The sequence below is a fragment of the Marinobacter sp. F3R11 genome (assembly GCF_003318275.1).
Classification (GTDB): domain Bacteria; phylum Pseudomonadota; class Gammaproteobacteria; order Pseudomonadales; family Oleiphilaceae; genus Marinobacter.
On record NZ_QOCH01000013.1, the window covers coordinates 532,599 to 552,217 of the forward strand.

The 19,619-nt window shown below is 52.1% G+C and carries 15 protein-coding genes; all 15 read right to left on the bottom strand.

Annotation, left to right across the window (positions count from 1 at the left end):
* Positions 1-57 precede the first annotated feature (57 nt).
* The 15 genes from pheS to DS878_RS07515 all read right to left on the bottom strand — a co-directional run bounded on the left by pheS (position 58) and on the right by DS878_RS07515 (position 19,618).
* The gene (gene pheS, locus DS878_RS07445) at positions 58-1,056 is read right to left on the bottom strand and encodes a phenylalanine--tRNA ligase subunit alpha (RefSeq protein WP_113815318.1); all 999 of its coding nucleotides are present in this window, start codon (positions 1,054-1,056) and stop codon (positions 58-60) included.
* 158 nt (positions 1,057-1,214) lie between these two features.
* Complete coding sequence (gene rplT / locus DS878_RS07450) at positions 1,215-1,568, bottom strand: 50S ribosomal protein L20 (RefSeq protein ID WP_113815319.1); 354 nt, start codon at positions 1,566-1,568, stop codon at positions 1,215-1,217.
* A 50-nt stretch (positions 1,569-1,618) separates the two neighbouring features.
* Complete coding sequence (gene rpmI, locus DS878_RS07455) at positions 1,619-1,807, bottom strand: 50S ribosomal protein L35 (protein WP_113815320.1); 189 nt, start codon at positions 1,805-1,807, stop codon at positions 1,619-1,621.
* A gap of 97 nt (positions 1,808-1,904) precedes the next feature.
* On the bottom strand, positions 1,905-2,450 hold the full coding sequence (gene infC, locus DS878_RS07460) for a translation initiation factor IF-3 (protein WP_261977670.1): 546 nt from the start codon (positions 2,448-2,450) through the stop codon (positions 1,905-1,907).
* Entirely contained in the window at positions 2,447-4,372 is a 1,926-nt protein-coding gene (thrS, locus tag DS878_RS07465; RefSeq protein ID WP_113815321.1) for a threonine--tRNA ligase, read from the bottom strand. The genes infC and thrS overlap by 4 nt, the downstream gene beginning before the upstream one ends.
* A 172-nt stretch (positions 4,373-4,544) precedes the next feature.
* Complete coding sequence (locus DS878_RS07470; protein WP_113815461.1) at positions 4,545-7,154, bottom strand: TRAP transporter permease; 2,610 nt, start codon at positions 7,152-7,154, stop codon at positions 4,545-4,547.
* 85 nt (positions 7,155-7,239) lie between these two features.
* Positions 7,240-8,223, bottom strand: a complete 984-nt coding sequence (locus DS878_RS07475) for a TAXI family TRAP transporter solute-binding subunit (RefSeq protein WP_113815322.1) — start codon at positions 8,221-8,223, stop codon at positions 7,240-7,242.
* Positions 8,224-8,411: 188 nt separating this feature from the next.
* Positions 8,412-10,796 (bottom strand): efflux RND transporter permease subunit, encoded by a 2,385-nt coding sequence (locus DS878_RS07480; protein ID WP_113815323.1) that lies wholly within the window; start codon positions 10,794-10,796, stop codon positions 8,412-8,414.
* Between the two features lie 46 nt (positions 10,797-10,842).
* Complete coding sequence (locus DS878_RS07485; RefSeq protein WP_113815324.1) at positions 10,843-11,991, bottom strand: WD40/YVTN/BNR-like repeat-containing protein; 1,149 nt, start codon at positions 11,989-11,991, stop codon at positions 10,843-10,845.
* 99 nt (positions 11,992-12,090) lie between these two features.
* Entirely contained in the window at positions 12,091-13,479 is a 1,389-nt protein-coding gene (locus DS878_RS07490; protein ID WP_113815325.1) for a DUF1329 domain-containing protein, read from the bottom strand.
* Positions 13,480-13,655: 176 nt separating this feature from the next.
* A complete protein-coding gene (gene pepN / locus DS878_RS07495) occupies positions 13,656-16,304 on the bottom strand; it encodes an aminopeptidase N (protein ID WP_113815326.1) in 2,649 nt (882 codons plus the stop codon).
* 82 nt (positions 16,305-16,386) lie between these two features.
* Positions 16,387-17,187, bottom strand: coding sequence for a DUF2797 domain-containing protein (locus DS878_RS07500; protein WP_410003462.1), 801 nt, complete (start codon positions 17,185-17,187; stop codon positions 16,387-16,389).
* Between the two features lie 35 nt (positions 17,188-17,222).
* A complete protein-coding gene (locus DS878_RS07505; RefSeq protein ID WP_113815328.1) occupies positions 17,223-17,519 on the bottom strand; it encodes a YeaC family protein in 297 nt (98 codons plus the stop codon).
* A gap of 166 nt (positions 17,520-17,685) precedes the next feature.
* Positions 17,686-18,549, bottom strand: a complete 864-nt coding sequence (locus DS878_RS07510; RefSeq protein WP_261977673.1) for a rhomboid family intramembrane serine protease — start codon at positions 18,547-18,549, stop codon at positions 17,686-17,688.
* Positions 18,550-18,598: 49 nt separating this feature from the next.
* Positions 18,599-19,618, bottom strand: coding sequence for a metallophosphoesterase (locus DS878_RS07515; protein ID WP_113815329.1), 1,020 nt, complete (start codon positions 19,616-19,618; stop codon positions 18,599-18,601).
* Between the last annotated feature and the right edge of the window lies 1 nt (position 19,619).

Sequence of the window (19,619 nt, forward strand, 5' to 3'; positions counted from 1 at the left end):
TATTGCCTTATCCTGATACGGTTTCGACTGTTGATTTGGATGCCGTAAAGTTCCGGATTAACGGAACTGACGCAGAAAGCGCAGATCGTTCTCGAAGAACATACGCAAGTCGTTTACGCCATAACGGAGCATGGCCAAACGCTCCACACCCATACCGAATGCAAAGCCACGGTACTCTTCGGCATCAATACCGCAGTATCCGAACACTTTCGGATGCACCATGCCGCAACCCATGATCTCCAGCCACTTTATGCTGCCATCAGCTTCACGGCCCCACTCAATATCAACCTCGGCTGAGGGTTCAGTGAACGGGAAGTAGGACGGGCGGAAACGTACCTGAAGGTCACGTTCAAAAAACACCCGGAGGAATTCTTCAACCGTACTTTTCAAGTCGGCAAAACTGACATTTTTCTCGACCAGCAACCCTTCAATCTGATGAAACATCGGGGTATGAGTCACATCTGAATCACAACGATAAACACGTCCCGGACAAATCATTCGAAACGGGGGCTTTCCAGCCTCCATGGTGCGGATCTGAACCGGCGATGTATGGGTTCGCAGCAGGGTACCGGGATTAAAATAAAAGGTATCGTGCATTGCGCGGGCAGGATGGTGACCCGGAATATTGAGGGCTTCAAAATTATGGTAATCATCTTCGATCTCCGGCCCCTGCTCGACTGTATAGCCCGCACGGGAAAAGAAATCTTCGATGCGCTGAAGTGTCCGGGTAACCGGATGCAGTCCGCCAAGATCCTGACCACGACCAGGCAGGCTCACATCTATGGATTCACTGGCAAGCTTCTGCTCAATGGCGATTCGTTCAAGATCATTGCGCCGGGCATTAATTGCCTGCTCAACCTGTCCTTTTGCCTCATTAATCTTCTGGCCGGCAGCCGGACGCTCTTCTGCAGAGAGTTTGCCCAGAGTTTTCGCCTGCTGGGTAATAATGCCTTTCTTGCCAAGGTATTCAACGCGAATTTGATCAAGCGCCTGCAAGCTGTCGGCTTTTTCAACTGCATCCAAACCACCCTGAACCAGTTGCTCCAGGTTTTCCATTGACCCTGCTCCAAACCAGAAGTGAGGATTTCAAAATTTGAAATCTTGAAACAAAAATAGGGGAAGAGCGTGCCCTTCCCCTATTAAACGGTACCTTTTGCGCCAAAGAATCAGCGACGGCACCGGCTCGATTCGTAATCGATGAAAGAGCTAAGCGATCAGAGAGATGCCTTTGCCTTCTCAACCACAGCGGTAAAAGCCTGCTGCTCATTCATGGCCAGATCAGCCAGAACCTTACGATCGATTTCAACGTTTGCCTTTTTCAGGCCAGCAATCAAACGGCTGTATGACAGGCCATTAGCCCGGGCACCAGCGTTGATACGAGCAATCCACAGTGCACGGAATGCACGCTTACGGTTGCGACGGTCGCGATATGCATACTGACCGGCTTTGATAACCGCTTGCTTGGCAACGCGGAATACACGACTACGAGCGCCGTAGTAACCCTTGGCCTGCTTTAGAATCTTCTTGTGACGACGACGTGCAACCACGCCACGCTTAACACGAGCCATACCTTAATCCTTCTACCTTAAAACCGTTGTGTGTGTGTAGTCTGCGCTGTTTACGCGAGCATACGCTTTACGGAAGCCACATCAGATTTGGCAACCAATGAAGTACCACGCAGCTGACGCTTACGCTTAGGGGTCTTCTTGGTCAGGATGTGACTGGTGAAGGCTGACTTGTGCTTGAAGCCGGTAGCAGTTTTCTTAAACCGCTTGGCCGCTCCACTTTTGGTTTTCATCTTGGACATTTTTTAAAACTCCGCATTCTGTTTTTTTAAATACATAAATATGAACCTGAACGACAAATCCCCCGCCTTCGGCAGGGGATGCATCATTGAATCAGGCTCACTTCTTTTTGCGGGGGGCCACAATCATGGTCATCTGACGGCCTTCCATTTTCGGCCGCATTTCAACCTGAGCCAGCGCCTCAACATCTGCTTCAATGCGTTCCATGAGCTTCATACCAATTTCCTGGTGTGCCATCTCACGGCCACGGAAGCGGATAGTGATTTTGCCGCGGTCCCCGCCTTCAAGGAAACGTATCAGGTTGCGTAGTTTTACCTGATAATCCCCTTCTTCAGTTCCTGGTCGGAACTTAAGCTCTTTGACTTGCGTCTGTTTCTGTTTCTTCTTGGCAGCGGCCTTCGCTTTTTTCTCGTCGAAGACCTTTTTGCCATAGTCCATTATTTTACAGACAATCGGATCGGAATCTGTAACCTGTACCAGATCCAGGGTCGCCTCCTCTGCCATCCTGAGGGCGTCTTCGATCGGAACTACACCTACCTGATTGCCTTCGGCATCGATCAGGCGGACTTCAGTTGCATCAATATTCTCATTGATCGGCGCCTTTGGAGTACGCCCACCCCGATTCGTTCGCTGTTTAATAGTCAAATCTCCGTCTTGATTCTGCTCTTACGCTCAACATCTTCCTGTAGAAGCTGCTCAAACGCTTCGAGCGATAGAGTTCCTAAGTCTTCACCTTTACGGGTTCTCACCGCAACGGCGTTGTTCTCGACTTCTTTATCGCCGACAACGACAAGATAAGGAACTTTGTTAATAGTATGCTCGCGGATTTTAAAGCCGATCTTCTCGTTTCTCAAGTCAGCATTAACCCTAAAACCCAAAGAATCGAACTTTTTCGCCAGATTCTCACAATATTCACGCTGATTATCGGTAATATTGAGAATTGCGACCTGAGTTGGAGCCAGCCAGGTCGGGAAAGCCCCCTCATATTCCTCAATCAGGATACCAATAAACCGCTCGAACGAGCCAAGTACGGCACGATGCAACATTACTGGCGTTTTACGTTCGGAGTTATCGGCAACGTATTGAGCACCGAGGCGCCCAGGCATGGAAAAATCTACCTGAATAGTGCCACATTGCCATACCCGACCGATACAATCCTTGAGAGAAAACTCGATTTTAGGGCCATAAAAAGCACCTTCGCCCGGTAAAAGCTCCCAATCAACGCCTTCACGGTTCAGCGCCTCTTCCAGTGCAGCCTCGGATTTGTCCCAGACTTCATCTGAACCCACCCGCTTCTCAGGGCGCGTGGAGAGCTTGTACAAAATTTCCGTAAAACCAAAGTCCTTGTACACTTCGTGCAGCAGGTCAATGAACCTGGACACCTCACTCTGGATATCGTCTTCTTCACAGAAGATATGGGCATCATCTTGCGTGAATCCGCGCACCCGCATCAGACCGTGCAATGCACCGGAGGCTTCGTTGCGGTGGCATGAACCAAATTCAGCCAGGCGTAAAGGCAAATCCTTGTAGCTTTTCAGACCCTGATTGAACACCTGGACGTGGCAGGGGCAGTTCATGGGCTTGATGGCGTAGTCGTGTTTTTCCGACTCCGTGGTAAACATCCCCTCTTTGAACTTGTCCCAGTGACCGGACTTTTCCCATAGCACGCGGGACACCACCTGGGGCGTCTTGATCTCCTGGTAACCATGGCGGCGCAGGATATCACGCATGTACTGTTCCATTTCCTGATATATAGTCCAGCCAGCCGGATGCCAGAACACCATACCCGGTGCTTCTTCCTGCATATGGAACAAGCCCAGCTTTTTACCGACTTTGCGGTGATCGCGCTTTTCGGCTTCTTCAATGCGGTGCAGGTAGGCTTTCAGATCTTTTTTGTTGGCCCAGGCAGTACCGTAAACCCGCTGCAACTGTTCGTTGCTGGTATCCCCACGCCAGTATGCACCAGCCACTTTGGTAAGCTTGAAGGCTTTCATCTTGCCGGTACTGGGCACGTGTGGGCCCCGGCAAAGGTCAACAAAATCCCCCTGGCGATAGAACGACAGGTCTTCATCGCCGGGAATGTCTTTGATGATACGGACTTTGTACTCTTCACCCATATCAGTAAACAGCTGAATTGCCTCGCTGCGGGACAGCACAGAACGGGTTACCGGAATGTCCTGCCTTGCCAGTTCTGTCATACGCTTTTCGATACGCGCCAGATCTTCATTGGTGAACGGGCGGTCATATTTGAAATCGTAGTAAAAGCCGTCTTCCACTACCGGGCCGATCGTAACCTGGGCTTCAGGGAAAAGCTCTTTTACCGCCATAGCCAACAAGTGAGCGGTGGAATGACGAATCACTTCAAGACCATCGGCGTCGCGCTCGGTAATAATCGCAAGCTCAACATCGTGTTCAATCAGGTAACTGGTATCGACAAGGTTGCCATCGACTTTACCGGCAAGAGCGGCCTTGGCCAGTCCTGCGCCAATATCGGCAGCCACATCGTGCACACTGACGGGCTGGGCAAAACTGCGATGACTGCCATCTGGCAGGGTTATGACGGGCATAAAAGACTCCAGGGAGGTGCTCAGCGGTGGTCTATACCAAAGACCACTTGGGTGAATGGCATCCACGATACAAACCGCAGTGCCAGATAGAATGGTGCGGAGTTTAACAGAAAAAAACCCGGCAGGTTAATGCCGGGTTTTGCTTAGACGCCTGGGTACTGTACCCGCAGGACTATCGCGAGGGTACGAAAGCCGGTCGCTCGCCCTCTCCCGCTCTGCGTCTCAGTTGCAGGAAGGCCAGCAACCCGAGCAAGAGCAGCGCCGGAATAAACATCAGCTCTTTTGGCGGACGCGGGTTTTCCACCTGTACAGTTTCTATAACCCACCCGAAACCAAGCCCGGCCTTTTCCGCATCGCTGCCAAAGTTGACGAAATCGATGTTCATCACATCTCCGGCTGCTGACACCTCCAGCCCGGCTGCCGCCAACCGCTCTTCCGGTGTATCACCTGCAGGCAGCGGCAGCTCCATGTACTTGGATACATCATCGCCTGACAGCGACATCCCTGAAGCCTGAAGAACTATAGGCTGCCCTGGCGCTACCTTATCTACGTGCTGCAGCAGCTCCACACCAGGATGATCGTTTGTGGGAGGATAAATTTCATCCCACCAGAAACCGGGGCGGAACAGGGTAAATGTTATCAGCAGCAAACCAATGGTTTCCCACCAGCGGGTTTTGGTAAACCAGAAACCCTGAGTAGCCGCAGAGAACACCAGCATGGCGGTCACAGCGCTGAAAACAGTAACCAGCAGGTCAAACCAGCCAGTCAGCCCTATCAGCAATAGCTGAGTGTTGAAAATAAACATGAACGGCAAAATGGCAGTTCGTATGTCGTAGGTGAAACCCTGAATACCCGTTCGTATCGGGTCGGCACCCGATATAGCCGCTGCGGCATAGGCTGCAAGGCCCACCGGCGGCGTGTCATCTGCCAGAATGCCGAAGTAGAATACGAAGAGGTGAACCGCAATCAACGGCACCAGCAAGCCGTTTTCTGCCCCCAGGGTAACAATGACCGGCGCCATCAGAGTAGATACCACAATGTAGTTCGCTGTGGTTGGCAGGCCCATGCCCAATATCAGGCTGATAACGGCAGTGAACGCAAGCATCAATAACAGATTGCCACCAGAGATAAACTCCACAAACTGAGTCATCACCAGGCCGATACCTGTCAGCGTTACCGTGCCCACAACAATACCCGCAGTAGCTGTTGCCACACCGATACCAACCATGTTGCGCGCGCCGGTAACCAGCGAGTGCATCAGGTCCTCACCACCCTGTTTCAAACCATCCAGATAATGACCGCTGTTTTTAAAGAATGCTTTCAGAGGCCTCTGTGTAATGATGATAAACACCATAAATACTGTAGCCCAGAAGGCCGACAGCTGTGGCGAGAAGCGCTCGACAGTCAGACACCACACCAGCACAACGACCGGCAACAGGAAATACAATCCGGTTTTTACCGTTGCCCCTACCGGCGGCAGCTTGTCCATCAGAGAATCCGGGTCATCCTCTTCCAGATCCGGGAAACGCGAACCATAACCCACCAGGGCAACATAGATCGCCAGAAGCAATGGGGCGAGCACCCACATAGCAGCACTGCCAAACACGTCTTTCGTCCAGCCCACCCCATAATAGACCGCCAGGGTGAGAATGCTCAGACCGAGCAGAAGCACGACCCAAACAAGCATTCGCTGAGCCAGAGTCGGCTTGTCCAGCCGCTCGATGCCCTTCATGTTCATTTTGCAGGCTTCCAGATGCACTATATAGATAAGGGCCACGTAGGAAATCATTGCAGGCAGAATGGCGTGCTTGATCACTTCGAGGTAAGAAATACCCACGTATTCAACCATCAGAAACGCTGCAGCGCCCATGATCGGCGGAGTCAGCTGGCCATTAGTCGAGGCTGCCACTTCCACGGCACCAGCCTTAGTAGCCGGGAAACCTACCTTCTTCATCAGCGGAATGGTAAAGGTGCCGGTAGTCACAACATTGGCAATGGAAGAACCGGAAATAATACCGCTGAGCCCACTGGCTACTACAGCGGCCTTGGCCGGGCCACCGCGCATATGGCCAAGCATCGCGTACGCTACTTTTATAAAGTAATTCCCTGCGCCAGCGCGCTCAAGCAAGGCTCCAAACAGCACGAACAGGAAAACAAAACTGGTAGATACACCCAGAGCTACGCCAAATACCCCTTCGGTTCCCAACCATTGGTGCGATGCCAGCTTACTCAGGCTTGCGCCCTTGTGGGCAATAACGTCGGGCATGAAGGGCCCGCCCAGAGCGTAAATAATGAATACCGTGGCAACCACCGCCAGCGGCAATCCCAAAGCCCGACGGGTCGCCTCCAGCAAGAACACAAGACCAGAGAGTGCAACAACCAGATCCTGGGTTTGAGGCGCACCCGGACGGGTAGCGAGCTGATCGTAAAAAACATACAGGTAGGAGGTGGTGAATGCCGCTCCCAAAGCAAGAATCCAGTCGTAAAACGGTACGTGGCCGGTGTGCCTGCCCTTGAACATGGGGAAAGCAGCAAACGCAAGAAACGAGGCAAATGCCAAGTGGATAGAACGAGCTTCTGTGGAGTTAAATACTCCGATTTCCAGAATAAATGGCAGTGGTGAAGCTATCCACAACTGAAAAAGAGACCACAGCAAAGGCACCGTGAACAGAATAATGGCGGCGGTCCCAGTGGCCGCCCTTCCCCCGGTTTCGGTTTGAAGGAATTGTTCCACACTCTGTTTGTCGACGGCACCTCCGGCTTTCGGCTCGCTATCGGTCATAGCAATATCCTGTTGAAGGTTAATCGAGAAAACGAAATGGCCGCCGGGCATCCAAACGATGCTCCGGCGGCAGGGGTATGGCTGCTTACTTGATCAGGCCGGCTTCTTTATAGTATTTGACCGCGCCTGGGTGCAGAGGCGCACTCAGCGCGTCTGATACCATTTCTTCTTTTTTCAGGTTTGCAAAAGCAGGGTGCAAGCGTTTGAAACTGTCGAAGTTTTCAAACACAGCACGCACTACCTGATAAACAACGTCATCTGGAACGTCGGTAGAGGATACAAAGGTCGCAGCAACACCGAAGGTTGCAACGTCATTATCGCTGCCGCGGTACATACCACCTGGAATAATTGCTTTACGGTAGTATGGGTTTTCATCAATCAGAGCTTTAGTGGCACTGTTATCAACGCTTACGACAACACTGTCACAAGACGTGGTAGCTTCTTTGATAGCACCAGAAGGATGGCCTACGGTATAGAAGAATGCATCAATATTGCCATCGCAAAGCGCCTGGGACTGTTCGGCAGCTTTCAGCTCGGCTGCCAGGGAGAACTTGTCCATGGTCCAGCCCATTTCATTCATCAGTACTTCTGCAGTAGCACGCTGACCAGAACCCGGGTTTCCGACGGAAACGCGCTTGCCTTCAAGATCTTCAAAGGTTGTGATACCAGATCCCTTGCTTGCAATCACGGTGAACGGTTCGGGGTGCATGGAGAAAACTGCACGCAGTTTTTTGTTGGGGCCATCATCTTTGAACTGACTGCTGCCATTGTATGCATGGAACTGCCAGTCTGACTGGGCAACTGCCAGATCCAGTTCGCCCTGAGCAATGGCGTTCAGGTTGTATACAGAGCCACCGGTACTTTCAACAGAGCAGCGAATGCCATGCTCTTTGCGGTCCATGTTGACCAGACGGCAAATAGCACCTCCGGCAGGATAGTAAACCCCGGTTACACCGCCAGTACCGATGGTAACGAAACGTTGTTCCTGCGCTGAAACTGCAGTCGAGGCAGCTCCGAGGCTAACGGCCGCAGCAACTGCAAATGCGGAGGCTTTTAGTTTCAATGTCATGTGAATTATCCCTTATTTTCATCGTTGTCTTTGACTACCCGCCTATGTGAACAGGCAAGCATTGCGCTCAACATAGAACATAGACCACTTCACACGATAAATAAAGTATGGAGTAGGTCGCTAACCAATTGAGTAAACAACAAAAAAGCCCACACTGCGGGCTTTTTTGCAATTAACCACAACTCTGTTTATTTTGCTGCGCGAGCTTTCGCGATCATTCTTTCCGGCTTCAGCAGGAACCTCGCCAGTGCCGGCAGCAGCCAGATAGCCCCCACCATGTTCCATAGAAACATGAAGAACAGCAGGAAGCCCATATCCGCCTGAAACTTGATAGGCGAAAAAATCCAGGTCACAACACCGAGCCCAAGCGTTACACCGGTAAACATAACAGCCTTACCCGTTGACCGCAGAGTCTCGAAATAGGCGTCCTGAAGAGGTTTCCCTTCCAACAGGTATTTTTCAAGTTTGCTGTAGATATAAATACCGTAGTCCACGCCAATACCCACGCCGAGGGCTATGACCGGAAGAGTTGCCACTTTGATGCCAATACCTGAAACCGCCATGATGGCTTCACAGAGAACCGAAGTCAGCCCCAGGGGAACCACGATACACAACACTGCGCGAATGGACCGGAAAGTCGCGAAGCATAACAAGCTCACCACACCGTAAACCATGATAAGCATCATATCTTTGGCATTGGCGATAACTTCATTGGTCGCAGCTTCAACGCCCGCATTACCTGCGGCCAACAGGAAGGTGTGATTCTCATCATTGTTTGCGCCGGCGAACACCTCAACCCTCTTGACCACGGTTTCAAGGGTTTCCGCTTTGTGATCCTCGAGGAACACCAGAACCGGAGTCAGACTACAGTTGGTGTTGATCAGGCCGGATGGTGCCTCACGGATAGACGCATTAATAATGGTCTGGTTACGGGATATCTCGTACCACTTCCAGCTGCCCTCATTCAGGGCCTTGGTTACAATCTTGGACACGTCCGCAAGCGAAGCAGAAGACTGAACGCCCGGAGTGTTCTGTAGTTCCCACTGTAGCGAGTCCATAGCCCTGAGCACACTATACTGAGTACACTGCTCCACCGGAGTCTCGACCATCACAACCAGTACATCGGCACTCGTGGAATAGTTATCGATGATATAAGCGTTATCCAGGTTGTAACGCGAGTCGGCACGAAGCTCTGGCGCCCCCTGATCGAGATCTCCTACTTTAAGACCCTGTTTGTAATATAACCCCAGCCCCAGGCCAACCACCGCAATGAGCAATGAAACCGGTGCAATCCCGGGATGGGCAAAGTAAGACATAAGGCGCCATTTGCGATCCTGCTTTTCGCCGTGATTCTGCACGTGGCGGATACCACCTTTGGAAATACCAAGGTAGGACATAATCAGAACATGCAGTATCAGGTTGGTGATGATAACAAACGCCACACCCAGACCGGCCGCAACAGCCAGATCACGGATAACGTCGATCTCGATGAAGAACAGGGTAAGGAAGCCGAAAGCATCGGAAATCAATGCCAGCATGCCCGGAATATATAGTGCACGAAACGCAAGGCGCGCAGAGGTTTCAGCATCAAACCCTTTGGCAGCTTCCACCGCCATGGCATTTACAATCTGGACGCCATGACTGATACCTATAGCAAACACCAGGAACGGCACCAGTACCGAGTATGGATCCAGACCGTAACCCAGAAGCCTTAGTGCGCCGAGTTGCATGAATACGGCAACAATAGAGGTGAAAACAGGTACAAGCGTGCCGGTGACGCTCCTCGAATACCAGAAGAGCAGCAGAGTCGTCAGCAGGATTGTGATACCTGCAAACCAGGCAATGGAGCCTATACCTTCGATCAGGTCACCGACTTTTTTTGCAAAACCCACGATATGAATATCGATGTCGGGATTCTGTTCTTTGTACTTATCCCGTATTTTTTCTTCGAGTTGACGGGAAAACGTTGCGTAATCCAGCGGTTCGCCTGTCTCCGGGTTCTTTTCATACAGGGGTGCGTACACGATGGTGGACTTGAAGTTGTCAGAAACCAGCCGCCCTACTTCGTTAGAACGAAGAATATTCTGGCGTAACTGTTCCAGGCTTGCTGGTGAACCATCATATCCGTCCGGAATGACAGTCCCGCCCTGAAAGCCCTGTTCGGTTACTTCCACCCAACGGACGTTTGATGTCCAGAGAGTTTTCAGACCGGAACGATCAACACCATCCAGATAGAAAACCTCATCGGTAATCTGCTTCAGAGTCTCCATATACTCTGCGGAAAAAATATCACCCGTCTTGGTTTCCACGGCAATACGCACGAAGTTACCAAGGTTTTCCAGGTCGTTCCGATGATCCAGCATATTTATAACGTATGGATGCTCAAGCGGGATCATTCGCTCGAAACTGGCATCCGGCTGGATTTTTATGGCGTTGTAACCCAGAAATACCGTCAGCAGCAGAAAGCCGATCAGGATAACTACCCGATTGTTAAAAATCAGACGCTCCAGAAACGGCTCTGCTTTGGGCGTTGTCAGGTAGTGTTCACCCCTGTCATGGTTCGGGTTGGACATTCAAAAGCCCCTCTATTATTTTTTCAGTTGTTGCCACATCAGGGCATTATTGAAGGTTCTTTCCGCGGGCATCAGTAATTTTTACGCCGCTTTCACCTACGAGAAGAAGATTGGTTCCGGATACCGGAACAACGCTCATGATTCCCGCCCTGTCGCCACGGAAATGCTCACGAAATGATTCGGCACCATCGCCACTCATCAGCACCGTGCCACCGTTACCGACCAGCGTTATGCGGCCGTCATCAGAAACGGCTCCATCATTAAGTGTTGCACCTGCACTATTCGGAACCATACGCCAGGACTTTCCCAAGTCTGGAGAGAACAGCATATTCCCACGCAAACCGAACGCCAGGATCTCGTTGTCCTGTCCCGTCCCGATTACGCCGAAAAGAGAACCCGGGTAGGGGCTTTCCTGCCGTTCCCACGTGTCCCCGCCGTCCACAGAGACGTGGATCTGTCCGGCCTCGCCAACAATTACAAGCCCGCCACCAGCTATGCGCGCGATACTGTTAAGGTGGAAGTTCTCGGCATTTTCAATTCTGGGGGCCCAGTCATTCCATGACTCTCCGCCATCTTCCGTGCGCAGGATCATGCCGTAAGCACCTACCACGAATCCGTGCTGATCATCCTCAAACCAAACACCAAGCAGAGGGTTTACAGGACCAATATCCAGATCCGCCTGCATATTTTCCAGAACAAAAAACAGATCATCCAGCGCCCATTCCAGATCATCTCTTTCCGATTCAGGCGCCGCTTCAATGCGTCCTTCCATCGCCGCAATCTGATCTTCCTTACTGGCAATGGCCAGTTCAGCAGCCTCAACACCGGTTAACTGCAGGGTCCAGCTCTCACCAGCGTCTTCGGTATGCAGCACAACACCACTGTGACCTACTGCCCAGCCCTGGGTTTCAGATCCGAAATCCACTGCGGTTAAGGTTACAGAAACAGGAACATTTCCCTGTGTCCAGGTTTGCCCGTCATCATCCGAGTAGATGATATGCCCTCTTTCCCCAACAGCCACAATGCGGTCACCCGCACGCACAGCGTCGTTCAGGAGGTTGGTCGGAGCCAGGTCGGTTTGCCGGGCAGGCGTTTCGATAATATCCGCAAGCGCATACGCCGCAGGAACGAACCAGGCCATGGAAAGCCCGAGGCAGACTGCCCCCAGAGTATTACACGTCAGCCTTTTAACCATTCAGATTGCCTACTATGTTGTTTTTAACTGTATATCTCAGGCCGGCAATAACGAAAATCATGCCGGCGCCAGCCTGTTACTGAAGAAAGCCTGTCCGTCTTAGCGAACACTCCTGCGACGTAAAGATGACGGAGAAAAATAGCGTTTATTCGGAACCGCTTCAGTAAAGACCCGGGTGTTGGGTTCTTCCGTATCCAGACCGAGTACATGATAACGACGGGCCTGTAAATCATGATAGACGTCCAGAACCGTCCACACACCCGGAAGCTCATAATAATTTTTCGCAATACCCATGGTCACACGCCACAGTTCACCACGACCGTCATACTGGTCCAATAACACTGTATTCCAGCTGTCGGCATCCACATAAAAACGACGTTTGTGGTAGATATGGCGCGCACCGTCCTTGAGCGTGGCTTCAACCACGTGCACGCGTTGAAGTTCCCAGCGGGTGTAATCCGGATTCAGATGAGATGTACCGAGTATCTCCGAATAAGGAAGGCCTTTTTGGCCGATCCGGTAGTTGTTATAAGGAATATAGATTTCTTTCAAACCTTCATAGGACCAGTTGTATCGATCCAGAGCACCATTGAAAATATCCGTATCGTCCGCGGTCCGGAGATTCTCTGCAGCCGCGATCGGCGAATCATAGCCCAGATTCGGAGCACGACGCACGCGACGCTGCCCGGCGTTATACCCCCAGCCATTTCTCGGGTTGATAATCTGGTTCAGGGTTTCATGGACGAGAATCGCGCCGCCGGCAAGGCGAGGCGGCGACTGGGTAAACGAGAGATAGTAGAAAATGATATTGTCCAGCTCACTCTCACTACCCTCGGGGTTGTAAAAATTAAAAAATGCTTCCTGTTGTGAAGTCACCAGGGAATAGTCGCCATTAACCTGCACAGCGACTTCACTTGACCGACGAGTCGCCGAGACACCACGCCAGCGAGTCAGGTGATTCCAGATTACCTGCCAGGCCTTTTCTTCACTGTTGCCGTGAAGAATCGGAAAAGGATACCCGCCGAACGCCCCCTTCAGACCTTCTCCCTCGCCCACGATCTCTGCGTTCAGCGCATTTTTCCGGGTGTTTTCCGCGACCCACTCGGGTATCGCATGGGTACGACGGGATTGATATACCGGCACACGGAAACTGGTGGGGTAAGCCTTGAACATGGCTTGAACACCTTCAGTGAGGTGTTCCGCGTATCGATCCATATTGGAGGCATCGATTGTAAACAGCACCTTATCCATCGGAAACGGATCAACATGGTGCTGACCAGAGCCCTTATACCCCTTGGGAGGCTTGGTAAGACCGCCGGTCCAGGCAGGAATGGTTCCGGCGTCGTTTCCAGCCCTGACCGAGCCAAACGGTGTGAGATCCTTACCCAGACGGGAAGCTTCTTCTGGAGAAACCGATGCCCAGGAAGAAGTGGATGCCATCGAGAGGGCGAGTAAGCTGCCGAGTATCACACTCTTTTTATTGATCATTAGATAACCCCGAATCCGACTGAAGGCCTTTGAAAAGGCTTTTTATTGTTACCTGGGGAAAAGACAGGCTTTCCGACAGGTTAGCGAATTCGTCAAGGTTGTCTATCGACCGAAAGTGCGATTTTGTATCCGGCTGCAACCAGTATTTTTCATTGCAGCCGCTCCCTTGCCAACCCTCAGGCTTCGAGACTCTTATGAACTACCTCATAAAGATCCGCTGACAGTCCCGCCTTGTCCCGGATTCGTTCAAGAGCTGAACGCATCAAAGCGCTGTATGCTGGGGCAAACTTTTTCCAGCGTGTCAGCGGCGTCACCAGTCGTGCGGCTATCTGAGGGTTGCTGTCATCGAGGCGGCACACCTGATCAGCCAGAAATGAATAGCCCGACCCATCCGGGTTGTGGAAGGCCGCCAGATTCTGCCCGGCAAAGACACCAATGACAGAACGGACTTTATTGGGGTTTTTCCAGTCAAAGGCAGCATGTTCCAGCAAATCCTGAATCTGTGGCAGCTGACCGGCGCGATCGCTGGACGACTGCACAGAGAACCACTGCTCAACGACCTGGGGATCGTCCTGGAACTGTTCATAGAAATCGGCCAATGCCTGGTTTCGTTCCTCCGCATAGTCAGAGTTTACCAACGCACGAAGTGCACCCATGCGATCAGTCATGTTGTCAGCTTCGCGAAGCTGCTGAATTGCCAGGTCACGACCTGTGTCGTCACCAATCATAAGCAACCAGGCTAACGCGGTGTTCCTCAGGCTTCGGCGGGCAATGGATTCCGGCGTAACTTCATAGGTACCCGCCCTGGTATTCCGGTGATAGCAAGTGATCAGCTCATCCCGTAGTTCGGTTGCAAGCCGGTTCAGAACCAGTTCCCGCGCACGGTGAATAGCCGCAACATCCGGGCTGCCAGCCAGCTCAATCAGATAGGCTTCAGAAGGCAGTTGCAGCATTTTTGCTACCAGGGCCTGATCAAGCTCCGAGTTATCAAGCAAGGTCCGATAAGCTTCTATCAGGCGCGGTTCAACCTCAGCGGCATCGGGTGAGTCAACCAGCGACTGGATAACATCAACCGCAAGTCGCTGACCTGCATCCCAACGGTTGAAACCATCCGGATCATGGCTCATCAGAAATACCAGCTGTTCACGGGTCCACGGATACACCACCCGCACCGGCGCAGAGAAATCACGCAGCAACGAGGGTACCGGTTTCTGAGTCAGCCCGTGGAACTCAAAGGTATGATTCGCCCTGGTCAGTTCCAGAACGCGCTCTGTGGGCGAGGTTGCAATATCTTCCGAGCTTTCAAGACTGAGCGGCAATGCTTCGCCATCAGGACCCAGAAGTCCCAGGGCAAATGGAATATGCTGAGGTTTCTTGTTGGTCTGGCCCGGTGTATCCGGCACAGACTGCTGAATGGTAAGCCGGTAGACTCCCCTCTGTGCATCATAATCGTCCGACACTGTCAGCACTGGCGTACCCGCCTGCTCATACCACAAACGGAACTGTGTCAGGTCCCGACCAGACGCATCTTCCATCGCCTTTACAAAATCGTCTGTGGTTACCGCCTGCCCATCATGGCGTTCGAAATACAGGTCACTGCCCTTGCGGAAGAGGTCCGGCCCGAGCAGCGTATGAATCATGCGTACAACCTCCGCCCCCTTCTCGTAGATGGTCAGGGTGTAGAAGTTGGATATTTCCATGTAAGACGCCGGCCGCACCGGGTGAGCCATGGGGCCCGCATCTTCAGCAAACTGGGCAGTGCGCAACAGCGTTACATCTTCAATTCGCTTAACCGTTGGCGAGCCCATGTCAGCAGAAAAGGTAGAGTCCCGGAATACAGTGAAGCCTTCTTTCAGGCTCAGCTGGAACCAGTCACGGCATGTAACCCGGTTACCAGACCAGTTATGGAAGTACTCATGGGCAACAATTGCTTCGATGCGCTGAAACGTGAGGTCAGTCGCCGTTTCCTGGCTGGCCAGCACACAGGAGGAGTTGAAAATATTCAGACCTTTGTTTTCCATGGCCCCCATGTTGAAGTCATCAACAGCAACGATCATGAAGATATCGAGATCGTATTCACGGCCATAGACTTCTTCATCCCAGCGCATAGAGCGTTTGAGAGAATCCATGGCATGTTCGCACTTGGACGCGTTACGAGGCTCTACATAAATACGTAAAGCAATGTCGCGGCCGGAACAGGTTGTAAAGGTATCCTGTTTTTCAACCAGATCACCTGCCACCAGAGCAAAGAGATAACAGGGCTTGGGGAACGGGTCCTCCCAGGTAACAAAGTGGCGGCCATTCTCCAGGTCACCCCTGTCTACATCGTTGCCGTTGGAGAGCAATACCGGACAGCTGTTTTTATCTGCTTCGATACGTGTGCGGTAACGAGCCATTACATCAGGGCGATCCGGGAAATAGGTAATACAGCGGAAACCTTCAGCCTCACACTGGGTACAGAACATGCCGGACGATTTATACAAGCCTTCAAGACGCGTGTTGTTCTGAGGTTCAATCCAGGTTACGACCGTTAACTGGAAACTGTCGGGCACCTTTGCAATCACTAACTGATCACCTGTGTCCTGGTAAGCGTCGGCCTGGAGTTCTTTGCCATCGAGTGCAACACGCTCAAGCCTGAGGCTGTCCCCGTCCAGAACCAGAGGGGCGGACACTTCAGTGGATTCCGGGTTGCGACGCATGGACAGAGTGCTGTGTACCCTTGCACCGTCGTCAAAGAGTTCGAAGCGTAGATCCACCGTATCCACCAGATGTGCGGGTACTTTATAGTCACTCAGATAGATGGTTTTTGGCTGCTCGGTGCGCATTAAATGTCTCCAGATTTCTCAGCTTGCAGCCAGACTCAGGCAGGCTACACAGGCATTTTCAGACAGGGCGGGAACAGATGAGCTAATCACCCATTACCCGGAAACGGACTTCATAACCGGTAAATTTGCGAATATTGATCACACCGGTATCCAGAATAAGGTACTGGCCTTTGATCCCTTCAAGAATCCCCTCAACTTCCGGTGTTTTATCCAGATTATGGGTTTTGATCTTCTCCGGCCAGGTTTGCACGGGGTAACTAAGACCAAGCCCCTGCTCATCAACCTCCCGGATAGCATCCTGGCCATGCTCTTCCCGCAAAGCAGCAAGATCACCGGCAATCAATGCGAGTATTCTCTGGCGTTCATGCACAAGATCCACCTCGGGAACATCGCCCTTGAGCATGGCGCGCCAGTTGGTACGGTCAGCAACATGAGCCTTACAAGCCACTTCAACCAGGCCTGAGAGATAACGGGTAGCCACTCTCAGCATGGGAATCGCATCGACTGCACCCTGATCTATCCATCGCGTCGGAACCTGTGAACCTCGAGTGATACCCACCTTCAGACCGGATGAGTTGGCCAGATAGACCACATGCTCAACCATGCAGTGGGTTTCCCCCCACTCAGGCTCCCGGCAGGTGCCGAGGTGGTAATGGCATTTCTCCGGACTCATGATGCAGCTGTCACAGGCAGCCAGCTTCCGGAAACAAGGATAGCAAAACCCCTGGTTAAAACTCTTTTTCGTAGTCCTGTCACAATGAATGCAACGGATTACGCCATCAAAGTCAAAACGCAGAGGCTTGCCAATAAGCTCATTCATTGGCACGCGGGCATCACCCACAGCCAGGTCGTAGGACACGGGATTGCCTGCGTCTACGGGCATTTTCCTGAGTCTTCCGGTTACATCGATATGGTTAATCAAGACTTGACCTCAACAAACTGGTCGGGATCAACGTCATTACCGCCAGACTGCTGGCTGAGACGCACAGACGGATCACATGCCGTGCCCGCCTTGCTGCCTCTGTCAAGATAACCAACTCTTTCCTGCTCTGGAATATCGTGCAGATTTTCATAGTAAATAACGGCTTCAAGACTGATCTCACGCTGCTGCGGCGTAATCTTGCGACCATCCGGCCATTTGCCGAGTTCAATGGACTGACGCAGGCTCTTATAAACGCCAGGGTCGAGCCGTTGAATAAGTTCTTCGTAGGTCATCCGGTTCTCCTGAACAAACCTTCATGAATAAAGTAGAGGAATCGTTTGACAGACATAAACGATAATGATTATCATTACTTCACCAAATGACGACGGTCGTATCATTTGGTCTCTCTCATCAGGAGCTTAACGCTTCTTTTATACCCCACCTCTGGTGGGGTTTTTTTTATGCACGCGGTATTTTACGTGCAGGCAATATGGCCGCCAACGCCAGGCCAGCAACGAACCCACCCAGATGGGCTTCGTTTGCCATACTCCCCAGACCCAGCATTGCAGGCAAAGGGGTAAACCCGATTACCATCCACACCACTGCAAAGGTTACCAGCGCCGGAGGAAACTGAAACCGGGGAAGGGTTCGCTGGCTTAACCAACAATACCCAAGAATCCCATAAACAACCCCGGAAAGACCACCGAACAGAGGCCCGGAGATCATGTACTGCAGCCCGTTGGAGAAAAGGCTCGTTATGATGAAAAGCACAATCAGACGGCCACGACCGTCAAACCATTCAACCTGGCTACCCAGAAACCACAACATCACAGCATTAAATATAATGTGGGTCCAGCTGAAGTGCAGGAAATCCGGCGTGAACAGTCGCCAGACCTGACCACTGGCAAGCGTTGCGGAGAGGGCATCAATACGCGCGGCCATATTGCCCCAGTCGTGAGCCCGAGGATCAATGATCATCAGGCTGGCCGTAAACTGGTTGCTGCCAAGACCGGTAAACCAGGCCATTAACACGCCCAGCACAATCATCCCGACCACCAGGGGGGCATGACGGGGAGATGGTTGCCAACGCCCTGCTACAAATACAGGTGAGCGGTTGTGATCCTCCACTGCCCTCCGGATTCCCGGCTCTGCAAGGAACCGGTCCAGGGCTTCCAGAACCGGCTCTGCGTGATCCGGGTTTTCCAGCCAGAGCACCTGGAAACCACCCTCCTCGCTAATCCGGTGGGGAACACCCTGGCCTCTCAACCACTGACTGAACCCACCAAGATCTATACTTGTATCCAGCTGCTTTACTCGGTACACAATCTACCTTGCCTCATGGAGTATTCCGACAAACGCTCACCTGGTTGCATCAGCGCGCGACACTGTCTTCGCTGGTGGGATAATCGGGGGAATCGTGGTGGTCCCGCGCCACATTCACCCAGACGAACTTGTCCCGGGAAAGTACCCGTTCACCATCCATCCGGTACGCCACCAGACGACCATATTTCACTGCACTGAAATCAATACAGGCAACGTTGGATTTCAGCGGTGCTGGTTCGCTTTCCATCCAGTAATGACCAACGAACACCGGAGGGGCGTCCAAGGGGTAGCTTATGAGCTGTTTGCGTTCATCTTCTGTCAGGACCCGGCTGGCGACCTCTGCTGGCAAAGGGTCAGGCTGAAACACAACATCTGCGTAGGTTTTCGGATTATCCGCCCAGAATTTGGTACGGAAAAACTCCCGGACATAACCATCACGTCCGGTAATTTTCATACCCTGAGGAAGACGAAGATCCGTACCCCGGAGCAGCGTATCCATGACCTGCCCGGCAAAGGAGTCTATAGCGGCAGAAGCGTGAAGAAAGTCTTCATCAATGCAGGCTCCACCCTGTGCCTGCTTGAATTTCTCGATGAGATCACCATCCCAACACGCGTGCACTGCACGGAAATCCTCTTCTTCAATAAATAGCGGAATAGTAAAAAACCACTCAAGAAAGTCATTCCATTCGTGAGGATAGGCTTCAAACTGATCAAGAGTTTCACGGATCAGCCGGTCATGACGGGCATTGTGCTCACGCAACCATGTTTTGCCGCTGCCGGCCCTCGCCCGTGTGCAGTAACCCAGAGCGTTATACTCATGATTTCCCATTACGATCCGCGCCGAGCCCCGCTCCACCATGTCCCTTACGAGATGGAGAGCTTCCCGGATTCTCGGGCCGCGATCGATAATATCCCCGATAAAGACAGCCTGACGACGGCGGTGCTGATACACCCCGTTAACTTTGCTGTACCCCAACTGCTCAAGCAGCCGCACGAGAGTGTTCGCGCAACCGTGAACATCTCCGATGATGTCGTAACCACGACTTGCAGTATGATTGCTTCCGGCCATA